The sequence below is a fragment of the Streptomyces sp. NPDC053426 genome (assembly GCF_055585405.1).
Map to the genome: position 1 here is coordinate 94,147 of NZ_JBVJKE010000020.1, position 16,961 is coordinate 111,107.

At 72.4% G+C, this 16,961-nt stretch carries 14 protein-coding genes and 1 pseudogene; 7 read left to right on the forward strand and 8 right to left on the reverse strand.

The window, feature by feature from the left end:
- Window positions 1–482 precede the first annotated feature (482 nt).
- A complete protein-coding gene (locus tag ACZ62B_RS32460; RefSeq protein ID WP_344562796.1) occupies window positions 483–3,035 on the forward strand; it encodes a discoidin domain-containing protein in 2,553 nt (850 codons plus the stop codon).
- Between the two features lie 24 nt (window positions 3,036–3,059).
- On the opposite strand, the gene ACZ62B_RS32465 is transcribed toward ACZ62B_RS32460, so the two are convergent.
- Window positions 3,060–3,284: a hypothetical protein gene (locus ACZ62B_RS32465; RefSeq protein ID WP_344562580.1), complete on the reverse strand. Its 225-nt coding sequence runs from the start codon at window positions 3,282–3,284 to the stop codon at window positions 3,060–3,062.
- Between the two features lie 177 nt (window positions 3,285–3,461).
- Between ACZ62B_RS32465 and ACZ62B_RS32470 the strand changes: the two genes are divergently transcribed.
- Window positions 3,462–3,935, forward strand: coding sequence for a carboxymuconolactone decarboxylase family protein (locus ACZ62B_RS32470; protein ID WP_344562582.1), 474 nt, complete (start codon window positions 3,462–3,464; stop codon window positions 3,933–3,935).
- A 52-nt stretch (window positions 3,936–3,987) separates the two neighbouring features.
- Here the strand turns inward: ACZ62B_RS32470 and msrA are convergent, their stop codons facing one another.
- Complete coding sequence (gene msrA / locus ACZ62B_RS32475) at window positions 3,988–4,500, reverse strand: peptide-methionine (S)-S-oxide reductase MsrA (protein WP_344562584.1); 513 nt, start codon at window positions 4,498–4,500, stop codon at window positions 3,988–3,990.
- A gap of 294 nt (window positions 4,501–4,794) precedes the next feature.
- On the opposite strand from msrA, the pseudogene ACZ62B_RS32480 reads away from it, so the two are divergent.
- Window positions 4,795–5,031 (forward strand): annotated as a pseudogene (locus ACZ62B_RS32480) (ATP-binding protein); the annotation flags it as partial.
- A gap of 18 nt (window positions 5,032–5,049) precedes the next feature.
- Here ACZ62B_RS32480 and ACZ62B_RS32485 read toward each other — a convergent pair.
- The 4 genes from ACZ62B_RS32485 to ACZ62B_RS32500 all read right to left on the reverse strand — a co-directional run bounded on the left by ACZ62B_RS32485 (window position 5,050) and on the right by ACZ62B_RS32500 (window position 8,790).
- Window positions 5,050–5,493 (reverse strand): ATP-binding protein, encoded by a 444-nt coding sequence (locus tag ACZ62B_RS32485; protein WP_344562586.1) that lies wholly within the window; start codon window positions 5,491–5,493, stop codon window positions 5,050–5,052.
- A gap of 218 nt (window positions 5,494–5,711) precedes the next feature.
- Window positions 5,712–7,307, reverse strand: a complete 1,596-nt coding sequence (locus tag ACZ62B_RS32490) for an MFS transporter (RefSeq protein WP_468724668.1) — start codon at window positions 7,305–7,307, stop codon at window positions 5,712–5,714.
- 75 nt (window positions 7,308–7,382) lie between these two features.
- Window positions 7,383–7,859, reverse strand: a complete 477-nt coding sequence (locus ACZ62B_RS32495) for a MarR family winged helix-turn-helix transcriptional regulator (RefSeq protein ID WP_344562590.1) — start codon at window positions 7,857–7,859, stop codon at window positions 7,383–7,385.
- Between the two features lie 46 nt (window positions 7,860–7,905).
- Entirely contained in the window at window positions 7,906–8,790 is an 885-nt protein-coding gene (locus ACZ62B_RS32500) for an NAD(P)-dependent oxidoreductase (RefSeq protein ID WP_468724664.1), read from the reverse strand.
- Window positions 8,791–8,908: 118 nt separating this feature from the next.
- Here ACZ62B_RS32500 and ACZ62B_RS32505 point away from each other — a divergent pair, with 118 nt between their 5' ends.
- The gene (locus tag ACZ62B_RS32505) at window positions 8,909–9,505 is read left to right on the forward strand and encodes a TetR/AcrR family transcriptional regulator (protein WP_344562594.1); all 597 of its coding nucleotides are present in this window, start codon (window positions 8,909–8,911) and stop codon (window positions 9,503–9,505) included.
- A 69-nt stretch (window positions 9,506–9,574) separates the two neighbouring features.
- Window positions 9,575–11,473, forward strand: a complete 1,899-nt coding sequence (htpG, locus tag ACZ62B_RS32510) for a molecular chaperone HtpG (protein ID WP_469693087.1) — start codon at window positions 9,575–9,577, stop codon at window positions 11,471–11,473.
- An 11-nt stretch (window positions 11,474–11,484) separates the two neighbouring features.
- Here the strand turns inward: htpG and ACZ62B_RS32515 are convergent, their stop codons facing one another.
- Window positions 11,485–12,051, reverse strand: coding sequence for a DUF2269 family protein (locus ACZ62B_RS32515; RefSeq protein ID WP_344562598.1), 567 nt, complete (start codon window positions 12,049–12,051; stop codon window positions 11,485–11,487).
- Between the two features lie 51 nt (window positions 12,052–12,102).
- Window positions 12,103–13,188 (reverse strand): GNAT family N-acetyltransferase, encoded by a 1,086-nt coding sequence (locus ACZ62B_RS32520; RefSeq protein WP_344562600.1) that lies wholly within the window; start codon window positions 13,186–13,188, stop codon window positions 12,103–12,105.
- Between the two features lie 848 nt (window positions 13,189–14,036).
- Here ACZ62B_RS32520 and ACZ62B_RS32525 point away from each other — a divergent pair.
- Both ACZ62B_RS32525 and ACZ62B_RS32530 read left to right on the forward strand, forming a co-directional pair.
- The gene (locus ACZ62B_RS32525) at window positions 14,037–15,350 is read left to right on the forward strand and encodes a cation:proton antiporter (protein ID WP_344562602.1); all 1,314 of its coding nucleotides are present in this window, start codon (window positions 14,037–14,039) and stop codon (window positions 15,348–15,350) included.
- A 297-nt stretch (window positions 15,351–15,647) separates the two neighbouring features.
- Window positions 15,648–16,814 (forward strand): S1 family peptidase, encoded by a 1,167-nt coding sequence (locus ACZ62B_RS32530; protein ID WP_468885163.1) that lies wholly within the window; start codon window positions 15,648–15,650, stop codon window positions 16,812–16,814.
- The last annotated feature ends 147 nt before the right edge of the window (window positions 16,815–16,961 follow it).

Genomic DNA, 16,961 nt, shown 5'->3' on the forward strand with positions numbered 1-16,961 from the left:
GGCCACGGACGGGGTGGCCGTGCGTTCAGTTGCCGACTGCGGGCGATCCAGGAGAACAAAGCGCTCGAAAAGGGCATCGGGTGCCGTCAACGTCTCACGGCGGGCACGCCCTCGCAGCGGGCACCCGCCGTTGGGGTGAAGCCCCCGCCCCGGAACGCCGCGCCCCGCGCCTCGGCACACCCGCACTTCCCCTCCGCTCTCCCCCGCCGGATCCGACCGCCCAGCCCGCGTACCCCCGGCCCGGCGGTCAAGGCATGCGGATCCGGCCCGGCGTGCCGCCCCACCGACGGGCACCCGCTCACCAATTCCCGTCCGAGGGCTTGCCCGCGTCATGTCTCACCACTTAAATCAAACCCTGAACTAAGCGGTCGCGGGGCCGTGTTCAGTCCTCCGGCATGCCCGTCCGCACGCGGGCTCGCCCGCATCCCCACATCGCACCAGCAGAAGGCTGACGCATGAGACACATGAAGCACTCGAGCCGCCTGAGACGCAGAGCCCTGGGTACGGCGCTCGTCGCCACGGCGGCGCTCGTCACCCTGCCCGCCGCCCAGGCCCCGGCCGCCGCGGCCGAGACCCCGTTGTCCCAGGGCAAGGCGGCCACCGCCTCCTCGACCGAGAACGCCGGCACCCCCGCGAGCGGCGCGGTGGACGGCGACACGGGCACCCGGTGGTCGTCGGCCGCGAGCGACGACCAGTGGCTGCAGGTCGACCTCGGCGCCACGGCGTCGGTCACCCGGGTCGTCCTGAACTGGGAGGCCGCCCACGGCAAGGACTACAAGATCCAGCTCTCGCAGGACGGCGGGAGCTGGTCCGACGCCAGGACCGTGACCGGGAGCGACGGCGGCACCGACACCGTGGACGTGTCGGGGCAGGCCCGCTACGTCCGTATGCAGGGCCTGGACCGGGCCACCGCGTGGGGCTACTCGCTGTGGGAGTTCCAGGTCTTCGGCACCACGGGCGACGGTGACCCGCCCGCCTCCTGCGGCACGGCCAACGCCGCCCGGGGAAAGCCCGCCACCGCCTCCTCCACGGAGAACGCGGGCACCCCCGCCTCCGCCGCCTTCGACGGTGACGCCGGCACCCGCTGGTCGAGCCAGGCCTCGGACCCGCAGTGGGTGCGGGTCGACCTGGGCGCGGTGCGCGACCTGTGCGGGGTGGACCTGAACTGGGAGGCCGCCTACGCCGAGGACTTCCGGATCGAGGCCTCCGCCGACGGGCAGAACTGGACCACGCTGGAGTCCGTCACCGGCGCCACCGGAGGCCGGGCGTCCTACGGGGTGAGCGGCTCGGGCCGGTACGTACGCGTCCTCGGCACGGCCCGCGCGACCGGCTACGGCTACTCCCTGTGGGAGGTCGCCGTGCACACCACGTCGGACGACGGCGGCGGTCCGATCGAGGGCGGCGGCGACCTGGGTCCGAACGTCATCGTCGTGGACCCGTCCACGCCGGACCTCCAGCAGAAGTTCGACCAGGTCTTCGCCCAGCAGGAGACGAGCCAGTTCGGCAGCGGGCGCTACCAGTTCCTGCTGAAGCCGGGCACGTACAACGGCATCAACGCCCAACTCGGCTTCTACACCTCGGTCTCCGGGCTCGGCCTCAACCCCGACGACGTCCAGATCAACGGCGACATCACCGTGGACGCCGGCTGGTTCAACGGCAACGCCACGCAGAACTTCTGGCGTTCGGCGGAGAACCTCGCCGTCAACCCCGTCAACGGCACCAACCGGTGGGCGGTCGCCCAGGCGGCCCCGTTCCGCCGGATCCACGTCAAGGGCGGCCTCAACCTCGCCCCGAACGGCTACGGCTGGGCCTCCGGCGGCTACATCGCCGACTCGAAGATCGACGGCACCGTCGGCCCGTACTCCCAGCAGCAGTGGTACACCCGGGACAGCTCGGTGGGCGGCTGGACCAACGGCGTGTGGAACATGACGTTCACCGGCGTCCAGGGAGCTCCGGCGAGCAACTTCGAGACCGGCCCGTACACCACGTTCGACACCACGCCGATCTCGCGCGAGAAGCCGTTCCTGTACCTCGACGGCGACGAGTACAGGGTGTTCGTGCCCGCCAAGCGCACCGACGCGCGCGGTGTGTCCTGGCCGGCCAACGCGGGCGGCACCTCGCTGCCGCTCGACCGGTTCTACGTGGTCAAGCCCGGTGCCACGGCCGCGACCGTCAACGCCGCGCTCGACCAGGGCCTCAACCTGCTGTTCACGCCCGGCGTCTACCACATCGATCAGACCATCGAGGTCGACCGTGCCGACACGGTCGTGCTCGGTCTCGGTCTGGCGACGATCATCCCGGACAACGGGATCGACGCCATGCACGTGGCGGACGTCGACGGCGTCCGGCTGGCCGGCTTCCTGATCGACGCGGGCCCGGTCAACTCCGACACACTGCTGCGGATCGGCGAGGAGGGCTCCTCCGCGGACCACTCCGCCAACCCGACCACCATGCAGGACGTGTTCATCCGCATCGGCGGCGCGGGTCCGGGCCGGGCCACCGACTCCGTCGTGGTCAACAGCGACGACGTGCTCATCGACCACACCTGGATCTGGCGCGCCGACCACGGCGAGGGCGTCGGCTGGGAGACCAACCGCGCCGACTACGGACTGCGCGTCAACGGCGACGACGTCCTCACCACGGGCCTGTTCGTCGAGCACTTCAACAAGTACGACGTGGTCTGGAGCGGCGAACGCGGCCGCACGGTCTTCTTCCAGAACGAGAAGGCGTACGACGCCCCGAACGAGGCCGCCATCACCCATGACGGCATCGTCGGATACGCGGCCTACAAGGTCGCCGACTCGGTGAACGAGCACGAGGCCTGGGCGCTCGGCAGCTACTGCAACTACACGTCCGACGACACCATCGTGCAGCACCACGGATTCCAGGTGCCGGTGAAGCCCGGCATCAGGATGCGGCACCTGCAGGTGATCTCGCTCGGCGGCAAGGGGCAGTACCGCCACGTCATCAACGACACGGGCGCCCCGACATCGGGGACGGACACCATCCCGTCCAAGGTCGTCCGGTTCCCCTGAACGTGACAGTGCCCCGCGCCGGATTCAGAAAAGCCGCCCCTGCCCGTCGGGGGCGGTCCGGCGCGGGGTACGGCGCGGTCCGGGGCCCGGGACCGGGGTCTCCTCCCCGAACAGCGGCGCCGTGCCGTACTCGTCCGGCTCGGCCGGCACCACGACGGGACCGGTTCCCACGTTGAGGCACAGCGGGGCGTCGAGGTCGAAGTCCCCGGGCGTCATGTCCGTCCAGTCGCGTTCCCGACGCTCACTCACCGACGCTCCGCTCCCCGTTCATCCGGCCAGGCTATCGGTCGTCCGGCACCCCGAGAACGGCGCGCTGCCCGGTGTCACCCGACGGTGAGACGCAGGTCACACTCCCCTTCCGGTCACACACGGGGGAGCCCGTCCGTCAGTGCTGTGCAACCACGAAAAACGACCGGGGAGACCATCATGGAAGCGCGCCTCGACTTCTTCACCAACCCCCTCGCCGCCAAGGTGATGAAGCACGTCAACTCGGCGGGCAAGGCGGTGGCGGACTCCGGGCTGCCGGACGCCACCCAGGAGCTGGTGAAGATCCGCGCCAGCCAGATCAACGGCTGCGGCTTCTGCACCGACATGCACACCAAGGACGCCGCCGCGGCCGGGGAGACCTCGGTCCGCCTCAACCTGGTCGCCGCCTGGCGGGACGCCACGGTCTTCACCGAGGCGGAGCGCGCCGCGCTGGAACTGACGGAGCAGGGCACCCGGCTCGCCGACGCGGCCGGTGGCGTCAGCGACGAGGCCTGGGCGAACGCCGCCAAGCACTACGACGAGGAGCAGCTCGTCGCGCTGATCTCGCTGATCGCCGTGATCAACGCCTACAACCGCGTCAACGTCATCAACCGGCAGCCCGCCGGCGACTACCGGCCCGGCCAGTTCGGCTGACCCGCCGCGCCCGCCCCGGCCCACGACGGGCCGGGCCGGGGCGGGCGTCCGGTCAGCCCTCCGCGCGCTTCGGCAGCCGCCAGCCGGGCCGCGGGAAGTGGCAGGTGTAGCCGTCCGGGTAGCGCTGGAGGTAGTCCTGGTGCTCCGGCTCGGCCTCCCAGAACGGGCCGGCCGGCACGACCTCGGTCACCACGGCGCCCGGCCACAGCCCCGAGGCGTTCACATCGGCGATCGTCTCCTCGGCGACGCGCTTCTGCTCGTCGTCGACGTAGAAGATGGCGGAGCGGTAGCTCGTCCCGATGTCGTTGCCCTGCCGGTTCTTCGTGCTCGGGTCGTGGATCTGGAAGAAGTACTCCAGGATCGTGCGGTAGTCGGTGACGGCGGGGTCGTAGGTGATCTCGATCGACTCGGCATGGGTGCCGTGGTCGCGGTACGTCGCGTTCGGCACGTCACCGCCGCTGTAGCCCACCCGAGTGGTCAGCACGCCCGGGAACGTGCGGATCAGCTCCTGCATGCCCCAGAAGCAGCCGCCCGCGAGCAGCGCCCTCTCCTCGTTCGTCGTCATCTTCGTCTCGCCCTTCTCCCACATGTCCTGCGGCGTTCATCGGTGAGAACCGCACCGGCGACCCCATTGTTCCGGCCGTGCCGGCCCCGCCGGACAGCGGGCCGGACGGCGGCGCGCCGACGCGTTCGCTCCCGCCCGCGCGGCGGTGCCGGAAAAGGGACACGGCCGGTCTCCCGGGCCGCCTCCGCCCGGTGGTGACCGCGACCTCCGCCCGGGCGCCGGGGCGTGTGCACGGCGCCGGCCACCGAGGACCCCGGTGCGGTGCCGCGGCCCCGGGCCGAGGCGGCGCGAGGCGTCCGCCACGCCTCGCCGCCCGTCCGGGTACGGCTCGTCCGCGACCGCGCCCTGATCCGCGAGGTGTCCGACGGCAGCAGCGCCTCCCCGCCCCTGCGCCGGGCGACCACCACGGACGAGGACGGACGCGGGCTGTTCCTCGTCGCCGGGTTCGCCGAACGCCGGGGCACGCGGTACACGGCGGACGGCAAGGTCATCCGGACGGAACAGCCGCTGCCGGCCGGGGACGGCGGGTGAGCCCCGGGGTCCGGCGGTTCAGGCGAGGAGCGAGATGCGGGCCGTGATGCTCTTGCCGGCCGGCTCCTGCCGTACGTCCAGTGCCTGGGCCACGGCCATCACGATCTCCAGTCCGTGCTGGCCCACCCGGCCGGGGTCCGCGTCCCGGGCCACCGGTGGCGCGGGGTTGCCGTCCCGGACGATCACCTCGACGGCGTCGCCGGCGACCCGCAGGTCGAGGCCGACGGGGCCCGGAGCGTACTTGCGGGCGTTGGTGACCAGCTCACTGACCACGAGCTGGGTGACCTCCACCGCGCGGGTCGACACCGGCAGGCCGTCCTCCGCCCGCGCCCGGGTCAGGAACGCGGCGGCGAGACGGCGTGCCTGGGCTATCCAGGCTCCGTCGTCGTCCAGGGCGTACGAAGCCCGCAGCCGCGGTGCGCCTGGCACCGTGTCCCCCTCGTCGACTGGAACTGGTTCCATCCGGTCCGCCTTCACTCACCGATCACACCGCGCGACTACCCGCATCGCTCCCCCGCACGCCACTGAAGTGTGACAGGTGTCTCCGACATCGGGTCGCCGTGGTCGGCGGGAAGCCCGCCTCGCGACGGTGAACTGCGGGTTCTGCCTGGTCAGCGCGGTGCGTTGGTCCGGTGGCGGGGTGACGGGCACCCCCGGGCGGGGTGCCCGTCACCTCCGTGTCAGTGCGCCGCCGGCTCCCGCGCGGGGCGGGAGACGCCCACGGCGGCCAGTGCCGCGCCCGCCAGGCACAGCAGACCGGTGACGACGACGGCCGTGTGGACGCCGTTGAGGAAGGCCTGGCCGCTGCCCTGCGCGACGGCCGCCCGCAGGCCGGCCGGCATGTCGGCGGAGACGGGGGCGACGCCCATGGCGACCGCGTCCTTGGCCTCGCGCAGCCGCTGCGCCAGGGCCGAGGGCACGCCCGCCGCGGTCAGTTCCCCGGTGAGTGTCGCGCCGACCCTGCCGCTGATCAGGGAGACCAGGACGGACGTACCGAGCGCGCCGCCGATCTGCAGGGTGGTGGCCTGCAGTCCGCCGGCCACGCCGCCGTCGCTGACCGGGGCGCTGCCGACGATGGCCTCGGAGGACGCGGCCATCACCATGCCGACGCCGAGGCCGAGCGCGACGAACGGCGGCCACATCGTGGCGTACGACGAGTCGGTCTGCCAGGTCAGCATGCCGAAGCAGGCGGCGGCCTGGAGCAGCATGCCGAGCGGCATGGTGAACCGGGCGCCGAGGCGCTGGGTCAGGGCCGCGCCGAGCGGGGAGGCGACCAGGGAGGCCAGGCTGAGCGGCAGGGTGTGGACGCCGGCCTCGACGGGGGTGAGGCCGCGTACGTTCTGCAGGTACAGCATCACGAAGAAGATCACGCCGAGCATGACGAAGAAGTTGAGCGCGGTGATGACCGCGCCCACCGTCAGCGTCCGGCTGCGGAACAGGCGCATCGGCAGCAGCGGGTGCTCGACGCGGGTCTCGTAGAGGCCGAAGACGGCCAGGAGCAGCACACCGGCGGCGACGGCGCCCAGGGTGCCCGCCGAGGTCCAGCCCCAGGTCTCGCCCTTGACCACGCCGAAGACCACGCACAGCAGTCCCAGGGCGAGCAGGACGACGCCGGGGAGGTCGAAGCGGTGGCGGCCGGTGCCGTTGCGGCTCTGCGGGAGCACGCAGGCGCTGAAGATCAGCGCGGCGACGCCGATGGGCGCGTTGATGTAGAACACGGACTCCCAGCTGACGTGTTCGACGAGCAGGCCGCCGACGATGGGGCCGAGGGCCGTCGACACGGCCGAGACCATGGCCCAGATGCCCACCGCCATGCCGAACCTGCGCGGCGGGAACACCGCCCGCAGCAGGCCGAGGGTGTTGGGCATGAGGAGGCCGCCGAAGACGCCTTGGAGCGCGCGGAAGACGACGACGCCCTCGATGGATCCGGACAGGCCGATGGCGACCGAGGCGAGGGTGAATCCGACGACGCCGGCGAGGTAGTACGTGCGCCGTCCGAAGCGGTCGCCGAGCTTGCCGCCGAGGATGAGGGTGGCCGCGAGGGCGAGCAGGTAGGCGTTGGTCACCCATTGCAACTGGGCGGTGGTCGCGTGGAGTTCGCTGCCGATGACCGGGTTGGCGATGGCGACGACGGACGCGTCGAGCTGCACCATGAACAGGCCGAACGCGACGGCGCACAGGGTGAGCCAGGGGTTGGACCGCAGCCGGCCGGCCGGCGCGGGCGCCGGGGCGGTCGCGGGCAGGGGGGAGCGATCCACTGATGTGGACGAGGGCATGGGTGAGCCTTCTCTTGATGAGGTGGAACACGTGGAACGAAGGGACGGCGGGCGGCGCCGGGAGCGCGCGGCTCGTCAGTGGGCGGCGGGGTGCAGCCGGCTCGTCAGGGCGGTGAGCGCCCCGACGGCGGAACCGAGGGCGCCGAGTTCGCCGTCGGTGAGGGACATCAGGGCCTGCCTGATGTGGGCGGTCTCCAGTTCGCGCACCTCGGCCACCCGCCGACGGGCGGTGTCGGTCGGGTACAGGTGGGCGACCCGCTTGTCGGCGCTGTCCTGCCGGCGCTCCAACAGCCCCGCCTCGGTCATCTGGGAGACCAGGGTGCTGACGTTGTTGGGCTTCATCAGCAGTGCCCGCGCGGCCTCGCGCACGGTGGCGCCCTCGTTCCGCGCGACGAACCGCAGCAGCGCGAGCTGCCCCTCGGGGGGCTTGGGGTGCGGGTAGGAGGCCGCGACGTGCCGGTCCAGGGCCCGGTGCAGCGCGGGCAGACACGCCGCGAGGCCGGAGGCCGTGCGGTCGATGTCCCGGCTGGGGACGCTGGCGGAGTCGGTCACCCGAGGAGGATAGATATGGACCTATAGGTATGTCAAAAGAGGTGACTCAGCCGGCCGGGGTCCCATCGGTCCTGGTCTCCAGTGCGCGCAGGACGGCCACCATGTCCTCGCCGCCGTGACCGCCGGCCACGGTCTCGCCGAAGAGGGCGTGGCAGACGTCGAGGAGCGGGGAGGCCAGGCCGGCCTTGCGAGCGGCCTGAGCGATCAGGCGGTTGTTCTTCAGCACGTCCGCGGCGGCGGCCTGGACCGCGAAGTCACGGGCGAGCAGCTTGGGCGCCTTCATCCGGGAGACGGCGCTGGCCATCGGGCCGGCGTCCAGGACGTCGAGGAAGCGGCGGCGGTCGAGCCCGTGCCGGTCGGCGAAGTGGAACGCCTCGGTCAGTCCGGTGACCTGGGTGATCAGGAACAGGTTCACCGAGAGCTTCATCAGCAGCGCGCCCGGCACCGCGCCGCAGTCGAACGCCTCGCGGCACATCGGGGCGAGCAGGGGCCGTACGGCCGCCGCGGCGGAGGGGTCGCCCGCCAGCATCGCGACCAGCCGCCCCTGTTCCGCCGGGGCCCGGGAGCCGGAGACCGGGGCCTCGACGTAGGCGCCGCCCGCCTCGCGGACGGCGTCCTCCAGGGCGGCCGAGTACTCCGGCGAGGTCGTGCCCATGTGAACGACGGTGCGTCCGGCGACGCGGGCGGCGAAGTCCGGGGTGCCGCGCCCCAGCACCGCGTCGACGGCCGTCTCGTCGGCCAGCATGAGGAGCACGGTGCCGGCCCGCTCGAACACCTCGCCGGCGCTCCCGGCGACCTCGGCCCCGGCCTCGCGCAGAGGGGCGCACCGGGCGGGGGTGCGGTTCCAGACGACGAGGGGTGTTCCGGCGCGGGCGAGGTTGAGCGCCATGGGCCGGCCCATGACTCCGAGTCCGATGAAACCCACGCGCACGACGCACCGCCGTTTCCGGGCCGCGCTCACGCGGCACCCGCTCTATGACCACTGTCATAGTAGCCGCCGTCATGACAGCCGTCATAGGGTGAGGGAGGGAAATCGCGGGAGGTCGGGGATGGCGGTGTCCGAACGGGGACCACGGGAGCGGATGGTCTTCAGCGCGGCCCAGCTCATCCGGCGCGACGGGGTCGCCTCGACGGGGATGCGCGAGGTGGCCGCGCACGCGGAGGCGCCGCGCGGATCGCTCCAGCACTACTTCCCGGGCGGCAAGGAGCAGCTCGTCAACGAGGCGGTGGGGTGGGCGGGCCGGTACGCGGCCGGGCGCGTCGCCCGGTTCCTCGCCGCGCTGCCCGAGCCCACGCCCGGCGGGCTGTTCGCGCAGATGGTCCGGCAGTGGACCGACGAGTACGAGAGCAAGGGCTTCGGCGGCGGCTGTCCGGTCGCCGCCGCCACGGTGGACTGCGCCGAGTCCGCCACGTCGACCCGTGAGGCCGTGTCGGCCGCCTTCGCCGGGTGGACCGGTGCGGTGGCCCTGGCCCTGTCGGACATGGGCGTCCCCGCCGAACGCGCCCGGCCCCTCGCCACCCTGATGATCAGCTCCCTGGAGGGGGCGATCCTCATGGCCCGCGCGGAGCGGGACATCCGCCCCCTGACGACGGTGTCCCGCGAACTGGGCCCCCTCCTGGACTCGGCGGCGAACACGCCCGGCTGACGCCCTCATTCACTAAAGTGATCGCGTCAGTATCCGGTGATCCGTGGATCAGTGAGGTAATCACGCATCATGCCGACCGAAACGTTTGAGTTCCAGGTAGAGGCCCGTCAGCTGCTCCAGCTGATGATCCACTCGGTCTACTCGAACAAGGACGTCTTCCTCCGTGAACTCGTCTCCAACGCCTCCGACGCGCTCGACAAGCTGCGTCTGGCCAAGCTGCGGGACGACTCCCTCGACGCCGACCTCTCCGACCTGCACATCGAGCTCGAGATCGACAAGGACGCCCGCACCCTCACCGTGCGGGACAACGGCGTCGGCATGTCGTACGACGAGGTCGGGCAGCTCATCGGCACGATCGCCAACTCGGGCACCGCTCAGCTCCTGCGGGAGCTGCGGGATGCGCAGGACGGGACCGGGACGGAGGGGCTGATCGGCCAGTTCGGCGTCGGCTTCTACTCGGGCTTCATGGTCGCGGACGAGGTCACCCTGCTCACCCGGCGCGCGGGCGAGGGGCAGGGCACCCGGTGGACGTCGCGCGGCGAGGGCACGTACACCCTGGAGCGGGTCGACGACGCGCCGCAGGGCACCTCGGTCGCGCTGCACCTCAAGCCGGCCGACCCCGACAACCAGCTGCACGACTACACCTCGGTGTGGAAGATCAAGGAGATCGTCAAGCGCTACTCGGACTTCATCACCTGGCCGATCAGGCTCGTCGGGGAGACGGGCGGGGACGGCGAGGCGGCCGGGCCCGAGACGCTGAACTCGATGAAGGCGCTGTGGGCGCGCTCGCGCGAGGAGGTGTCCGAGGAGGAGTACCACGAGCTGTACAAGCACATCGGCCACGACTGGCGCGAACCGCTGGAGACCATCCAGCTGCAGGCCGAGGGCACCTTCGAGTACCAAGCCCTGCTGTTCGTCCCGTCGCACGCCCCGCACGACCTGTTCGCCCGGAACTCCGGGCACGGGCTGCAGCTGTACGTGAAGCGCGTCTTCATCATGGACGACTGCGAGGCGCTGCTGCCGCCGTACCTGCGGTTCGTCAAGGGCGTGGTCGACGCACAGGACCTCTCGCTGAACGTGTCCCGCGAGATCCTCCAGCAGGACCGGCACATCCGGATGATGCAGCGCCGGCTCACCAAGAAGGTGCTGGCGTCGGTCAAGAGCATGATGACCGGTGACACCGAGCGGTACGCCACGTTCTGGCGGGAGTTCGGCGCGGTGCTGAAGGAGGGCCTGGTCACCGACCCCGACAACCGTGACGCCCTCCTCGCGGTGACCTCGTTCGCGACCACGCGCGGGGACGACGGCACGGCCACACTGAAGCAGTACGTGGAGCGGATGCCGGACGGGCAGGACGACATCTGGTTCATCACCGGCGAGTCGCGGGAGAGCATCGACAGCTCCCCGCACATGGAGGCGTTCCGGGAGCGCGGCATCGAGGTGCTGCTGCTCACCGATCCCGTCGACGAGATGTGGGTCGACGCCGTGGGCGAGTACGAGGGCAAGCGGCTGCGGTCGATCGCCAAGGGCGAGGTCGACCTCGGCGCGCGGGAGGACGACAGGAGCGAGGGCGAACGGCAGCAGCAGGCCGAGGAGTACGCGGGTCTGCTCGACTGGATGCGGGAGCGGCTGGACGAGGACGTCAAGGAGGTGCGGCTGTCCACGCGGCTGACGGTGTCCCCGGCCTGTCTCGTCGCCGACGCGAACGATCTCACGCCGGCGCTGGAGAACATGTACCGGGCCATGGGCCAGGAGATGCCGCGCACCAAGCGCATCCTCGAGCTCAACCCGGATCACGCGCTGGTGAAGGGCCTCAACGAGGCGTACGGGGAGCGCGAGGACCGCTCGGACCTCACCGACACCGCCGAACTCCTCCACTCCCTGGCTGTGTTGGCGGAGGGCGGCCGGCCGAAGGACCCGGCGCGCTTCGTGCGGCTGATGGCGGACCGGCTGGAGCGCACCCTGTGACGTGCCCCTGATCAGAGGCGTGCCGGTTCGGCCCGCCCCGGCCTCCGGGCGGCCTCGCGGAGGCGTCGGCCGCGGCGGGTCAGCCCCCATGGCTTGAGGATCGAGATCACCGTCATGAAGACGTAGGCGGTCAGGGAGACGATCGGCCCCATGAGGACGTCGCCCCCGTCGGGCAGGGGGTGCCCGGCGGACACGGCCGCCGCGGCGGCGTTCACGCCCGGCCGCAGCACGAAGGCCGTGGCGGTGGTCGTGGCCAGGGTCAGCCAGAACTTCGTCCACACCCAGCGGTGCCTCGCCAGTCCCCAGGGCGTGCCCAGGGACAGGACGAGACCGCTGAGGAGCGTCAGGAAGGCGACCGGCAGCATGAGCCAGTCCGCGAAGAGCTTCATGGCCCGGACGGACGCCTCCACCACGGCCGCGGACCCGGTGGTGTTCGCGGTGATGCCGAGCGCGAGCAGCCCGACGGTGAGTCCGAGCCAGCCGGCGGAGGCGAGGACATGGATGACGAGGTGGGCCCGGCGTGCGGGGCGGCTGAGTTTCACCCGACCCACGGTGCCGGGCCCGGGCGGCGCGGACATCTGACGGCGGGAGTAACCCCGCGTACTGACGTCGGCGTACGCCGGACGCGGTCAGCGCTCGCGCAGCCGGCCCACCCCCGTCAGGGCGCGCCGGGCCGCGTCGGCCAGCAGGGGACGGCCGCGCACGAAGCGACGGGCGGCCCGCGCCGGCTCCCGGCCCAGCCGGTACGCGGCCCCGCCCGGTCCCGGACGCACCACGGCACCCTCGTAGACCGGGAGTTCACGGGTCTTGAGGGAGTCCTTGTAGCGGGCGGGGCCGCTGCCCAGGTCGACCGTGCGGATGCCGTCCGCGGCGGCGGCCCGGAGCATCCGCAGGTGCAGCACCAGTCCGGGTGAGTACCGGCCGTGGTCACGGTCGTACGCGGGGAACCACCAGGACAGCACGGTGGCCGAGCGCAGGCCGAAGTGGGCGGCCACGGGGCGGCCGTCGGCGTACAGCACGGAGAGCAGTCCGCGGCACTCGGGATCGTCGCCGTGCGCCAGCAGGTCCACCAGCCGGGTGATCCACTGCTGGGCGAACCGGTCCCGGCGGCCCGTCCGCCGGTACTGGGCGGATTTCCAGCGCATCAGCGCCCGTAACGCCTCGGGGTCCCGGGCGTCGTACACGAACCGCACCTCGCCGACCTGCCGGGCGAGCCTGCGCTCCTTGGCCAGGGTCTGCTTGAGGAAATGGGGGGAACGGGCGCGCAGCCCGTCGGTGTAGTGCTCGTATCCCCGGTCGAGGTCGACGACCGGGCTCGCGAGTTCCTCGACGGCGTGCGGCACGAAGAGGTGCTGACCGGCCTCCAGGTTGTCGAACTCCCACGAGGAGAGCGCGCAGGCCGCGAGCAGGGTGCGCGGGTCGAGCCGGAGGCCGGGGCGCAGGACGGCGCCCTGGCTGTCCGACACCCCGAGCCCGATGGCCCGGCCCTGGCCCAGCGGCCCCTTCTCGTACGGGAGGAATCCGACGGGTGTCCCGTCGTCCTGTAATACGGCCACCCTGGCGCCGGGCCTGACCCGTCCGACGGCCGTGGTGAACGCCGGGTCGAGAAACGGGTTCTCCGGTGCGCCGGACTCGGCGCGCAGGTCTCTCCACGTCTTGTGCTCGCTCGGCCCGAGTTCGTCGGGCCGCACCACGAGAACGCGCTTTCCGTGCATGTGTGTGCCTCCTGTGTCGTCACGGTTTCCGGGACACGAGAAGGCCTGCTCGTCACCGTGGACCGGCTCGGGGAGCGCGCGACGGGCGGTACCCGGCCGCACGGCGCAGGCCTTGGGCGGTACCGCGGTCGCTCAGCAGCGGAATGTCTGCAGGCCGGCGGTGCTGGGGGCCGGATCGGCCGGGCCCCGGCCCGGTGGCGGTCCCACCGGGTACGGCCGGGGAGCGGATCGTCGCCGTGCGCCGGCCGTCGGATGGGCGGGGCCGGCCGCCCCTGCCGCTTCCGAGGCCCTCGGCGGGCGGACGAGGGGCCGGTGGAGCGAGGCTTCGCCCTCGCCGGGCAAGGGCTTGCTGACGGTCTCGGGCATGTCGACGGCCCCGGGAGCCGCCTCGGCCGGACCGTGCTGCTGTGCGGCGGGATGCGCCGGGGCGGGCCGGTCCGCCGCCGGCACCGGGGAGCACAGGGTCCAGAGCAGCACCGAGGCCAGCAGTGCGACTGCCGCCGCCCATCGAGACCGCACCGGTCACCCCTTCGGCATGCGTCCGGCGGGGGTGGGTACACCGGGTCGGCGCCGGGCGGGCCCCCCACGCATGTGCGCCCGGCACGTCTTCCAGTAGCGCCGAGCGCGTCCCGCTCCGTCAAGTCCTCCGCGTCGCGAGGCGGCGCACTCGGCGCGCACCGGCCGCGGTGTCTCCCGCGGGCCCCGCCCTTCACGCCGGAGCGCGCGTCCCGGCGGACGGCGAGGACCGCACCCGTCCGTCCGTCCGTTCGGGCGGGCTCCCGCCGCCGGGATGATGTTTCGGCCGAAGCCACGGCGTGCCCCCGGCCGGCTCCGGGCACCTGTGATCGGTGACCTCCCCTGACTACCTCTTCACCCTGCTCGGGGCCGGCGCACTCGGCGCGGCCGTACTGCCCCGGCTGGTGGCCCGCAGACCGCTGTCGCTGCCGCTGGTGTTCCTCGTCTGCGGGGTCGCCCTCCAGTTGCTGCCCATGCCCCTGCCCATGCCGGAGATCGACCCGGTGGCGGACCGGACGTGGGTGGAGCACGTCACCGAGATCTGTGTGGTCATCTCCCTCATGGGCGCCGGCCTCGCCCTGAACCGGCCGTTCGGCCGCCGGCGCTGGCAGGGCACCTGGCGGCAGCTGGGCGTCACCATGCCGCTGACCATCGCGGCCGTGGGTCTCCTGGCGTGGGGTCTGCTCGACTGGCCGCCGGTCGCCGCGCTGCTGCTGGCGGCCGTGCTGGCGCCGACCGATCCGGTGCTCGCCTCGGAGGTGCGGGTGGGCGCGCCCACCGACTCCGAGCACGACGAGGACGAGGTGCGCTTCACGCTGACCAGCGAGGCCGGGCTGAACGACGGTCTCGCCTTCCCCTTCGTCATGGCGGCCGTCGCCCTCGCCGCCGCGGGCGGGCGTCCCACCGGTGACGGGGTCACCCACTGGGCGCTGGTCGAGGTGCTGTACAAGTGCGTGGTGGGCGTGTCCGCGGGGCTCGTCGTCGGCACGCTGCTCGGGTGGCTGTTCTTCCGGGCGGGCCGGCGGGCGATGCGGCTGTCCGAGCACCGGGAGGGGTTCGTCGCCATCGGCACCACGTTCCTCACCTACGGGGTGACGGAGCTGCTGCACGGCTACGGCTTCGTGGCCGTGTTCGTCACCGCCTGCCGGATCCGCAGGGCGGAGCGCGCCCACGGCTACCACAGGGTGCTGCACGATTTCGTGGAGCAGGTGGAACGGCTGCTGACCGCCGTACTGCTGTTCCTGCTCGGTGTGTTCGTCGCGCAGGGCGGTCTGGCGTCGCTGACCTGGCAGGGGGCGGTCGTGGGTCTGCTGCTGCTGTTGGCGGTCCGGCCGCTGACGGCGTGGGCCGCTCAGTTCGGTACGTCCGCCGGGCCGCGGGAGCGGGTGGTGATCGCCTTCTTCGGGATCCGCGGCATCGGCTCGCTGTTCTACCTGGCCCACGCGCTCGGCACCCCCGGTTTCGGCGTCCCGGCCGAGCGGTTGTGGGCGGTGGTGACCTTCACGGTGCTGGCGTCCGTCGTGCTGCACGGGGTGAGCGCCACCCCCGTCATCTCACGCCTCGACCGGCTGCGGGCCCACCGGGCCCGGGCCGGCGGTACGAAACCGGAGCCGGACGAGGACGAGGTGGCGGGCGAACGCCTCTGACCACCCTTCTCCCCGGAGGGAGGGGACTCACGTCCCGGGCCGCCCTGCCGAGGAACGGCTCCGTGACCGACGCACGGAGCAGGGGGACGCCGACGCCTCGGTGGAGTGGGCACGCGAGCACCGCCGGGTGACCGCGGACAGCGACCGTCACGCCCGAGCCGTACGGGAATCAGTCCCCGCATTGGCATAGACCTGACACCGCTCGGCCCGCTACGCTCTGCTCGACTCAGACTGAGAGCGCTCTCACACTGCGGTTGTTCCACCCCCACCTTGCTGGAACGACGAAGGGCACCTTCCATGAGACGCACCCGACTCACGCACGCCGGCGTGGCCGCTCTGCTCATGATCGGCAGCTGGACCGCGGCCGGCACCCTGCCGGCCTCGGCGCAGGACGCCCCCGACTCCCCCACCGCCCGCTCCGCGCCCGCCTCCGACGGTCTGCTCCAGGCGATGCAGCGGGACTTCGGGCTGACCCGCGCCGAGGCGGAGGACCGGCTGGCCGCCGAGCGCGAGGCCACCGAGCTCGCGCCCGAGGCCCGCAAGACCGCCGGACCGGCGTACGGCGGCGCCTGGTTCGACGCGAAGAGCGAGAAACTGACCGTGGCCGTCACCCCGGACGCCGACGCCTCGACGGTACGGTCCCTGCGCGCGTCCGGCGCGGCCGTCCGCACCGTCGAGCACAGCGCCCGGCAGCTCGACGCGGCCAAGTCCCGTATCGACCGCCTCGACGCGCCCTCGGGCGTCAGCAGCTGGGCCGTCGACCCGACCGCCAACACGGTCGTCGTGAACGTCGTCGCCGACAAGCGCGCTGACAACGATGTCCGCTCCTTCGTGGACGAGGCCCGCGAGGCCGGCCCGGTCACCGTGCGGACCGTGGAGGCCGCGGCGGAGACCTTCGCCGCCGGGACGGTGGGCGGCGACCCGTACTACACCGGCAACGTCCGCTGCTCCATAGGCTTCTCGGTGCACGGCGGCTTCGTCACCGCCGGGCACTGCGGCGGGGCGGGCCAGCAGGTCAGAGGCTGGGACGGCTCGTACATCGGCAACTTCCAGGGCTCCTCGTTCCCGGGCAACGACTACGCCTGGGTGAACGTGGGCAGCGGCTGGTGGACGGTGCCGGTGGTGCTCGGCTGGGGCACGGTGCCGGACCAGTTGGTGCGCGGCTCGGCGGAGGCACCGGTCGGCGCCTCGATCTGCCGCTCCGGCTCCACGACCCACTGGCACTGCGGCAGGGTCCTGGCCAAGAACGAGACGGTCAACTACAGCCAGGGCGCGGTCCATCAGATGACGAAGACCAGTGTCTGCGCCGAAGGCGGCGACTCGGGCGGTTCGTTCATCAGCGGTGACCAGGCGCAGGGCGTCACCTCCGGCGGCTGGGGCAACTGCTCCAGCGGGGGCGAGACCTGGTTCCAGCCGGTCAACGAGATCCTCAACCGCTACGGGCTGACGCTGCACACGGCCTGACCGGTCACGACCGGGAGCGGGCCCCGCCGGGCGACCGGCGGGGCCCGCTCCTGTGTGCGCCCGGCACCCCCACAAAAGTTACCGTGACGTAACTTACTCGCGGGTTACCGGCGGTAAGTAAGCACTGCTAGTTTCCGGTTCACCTTC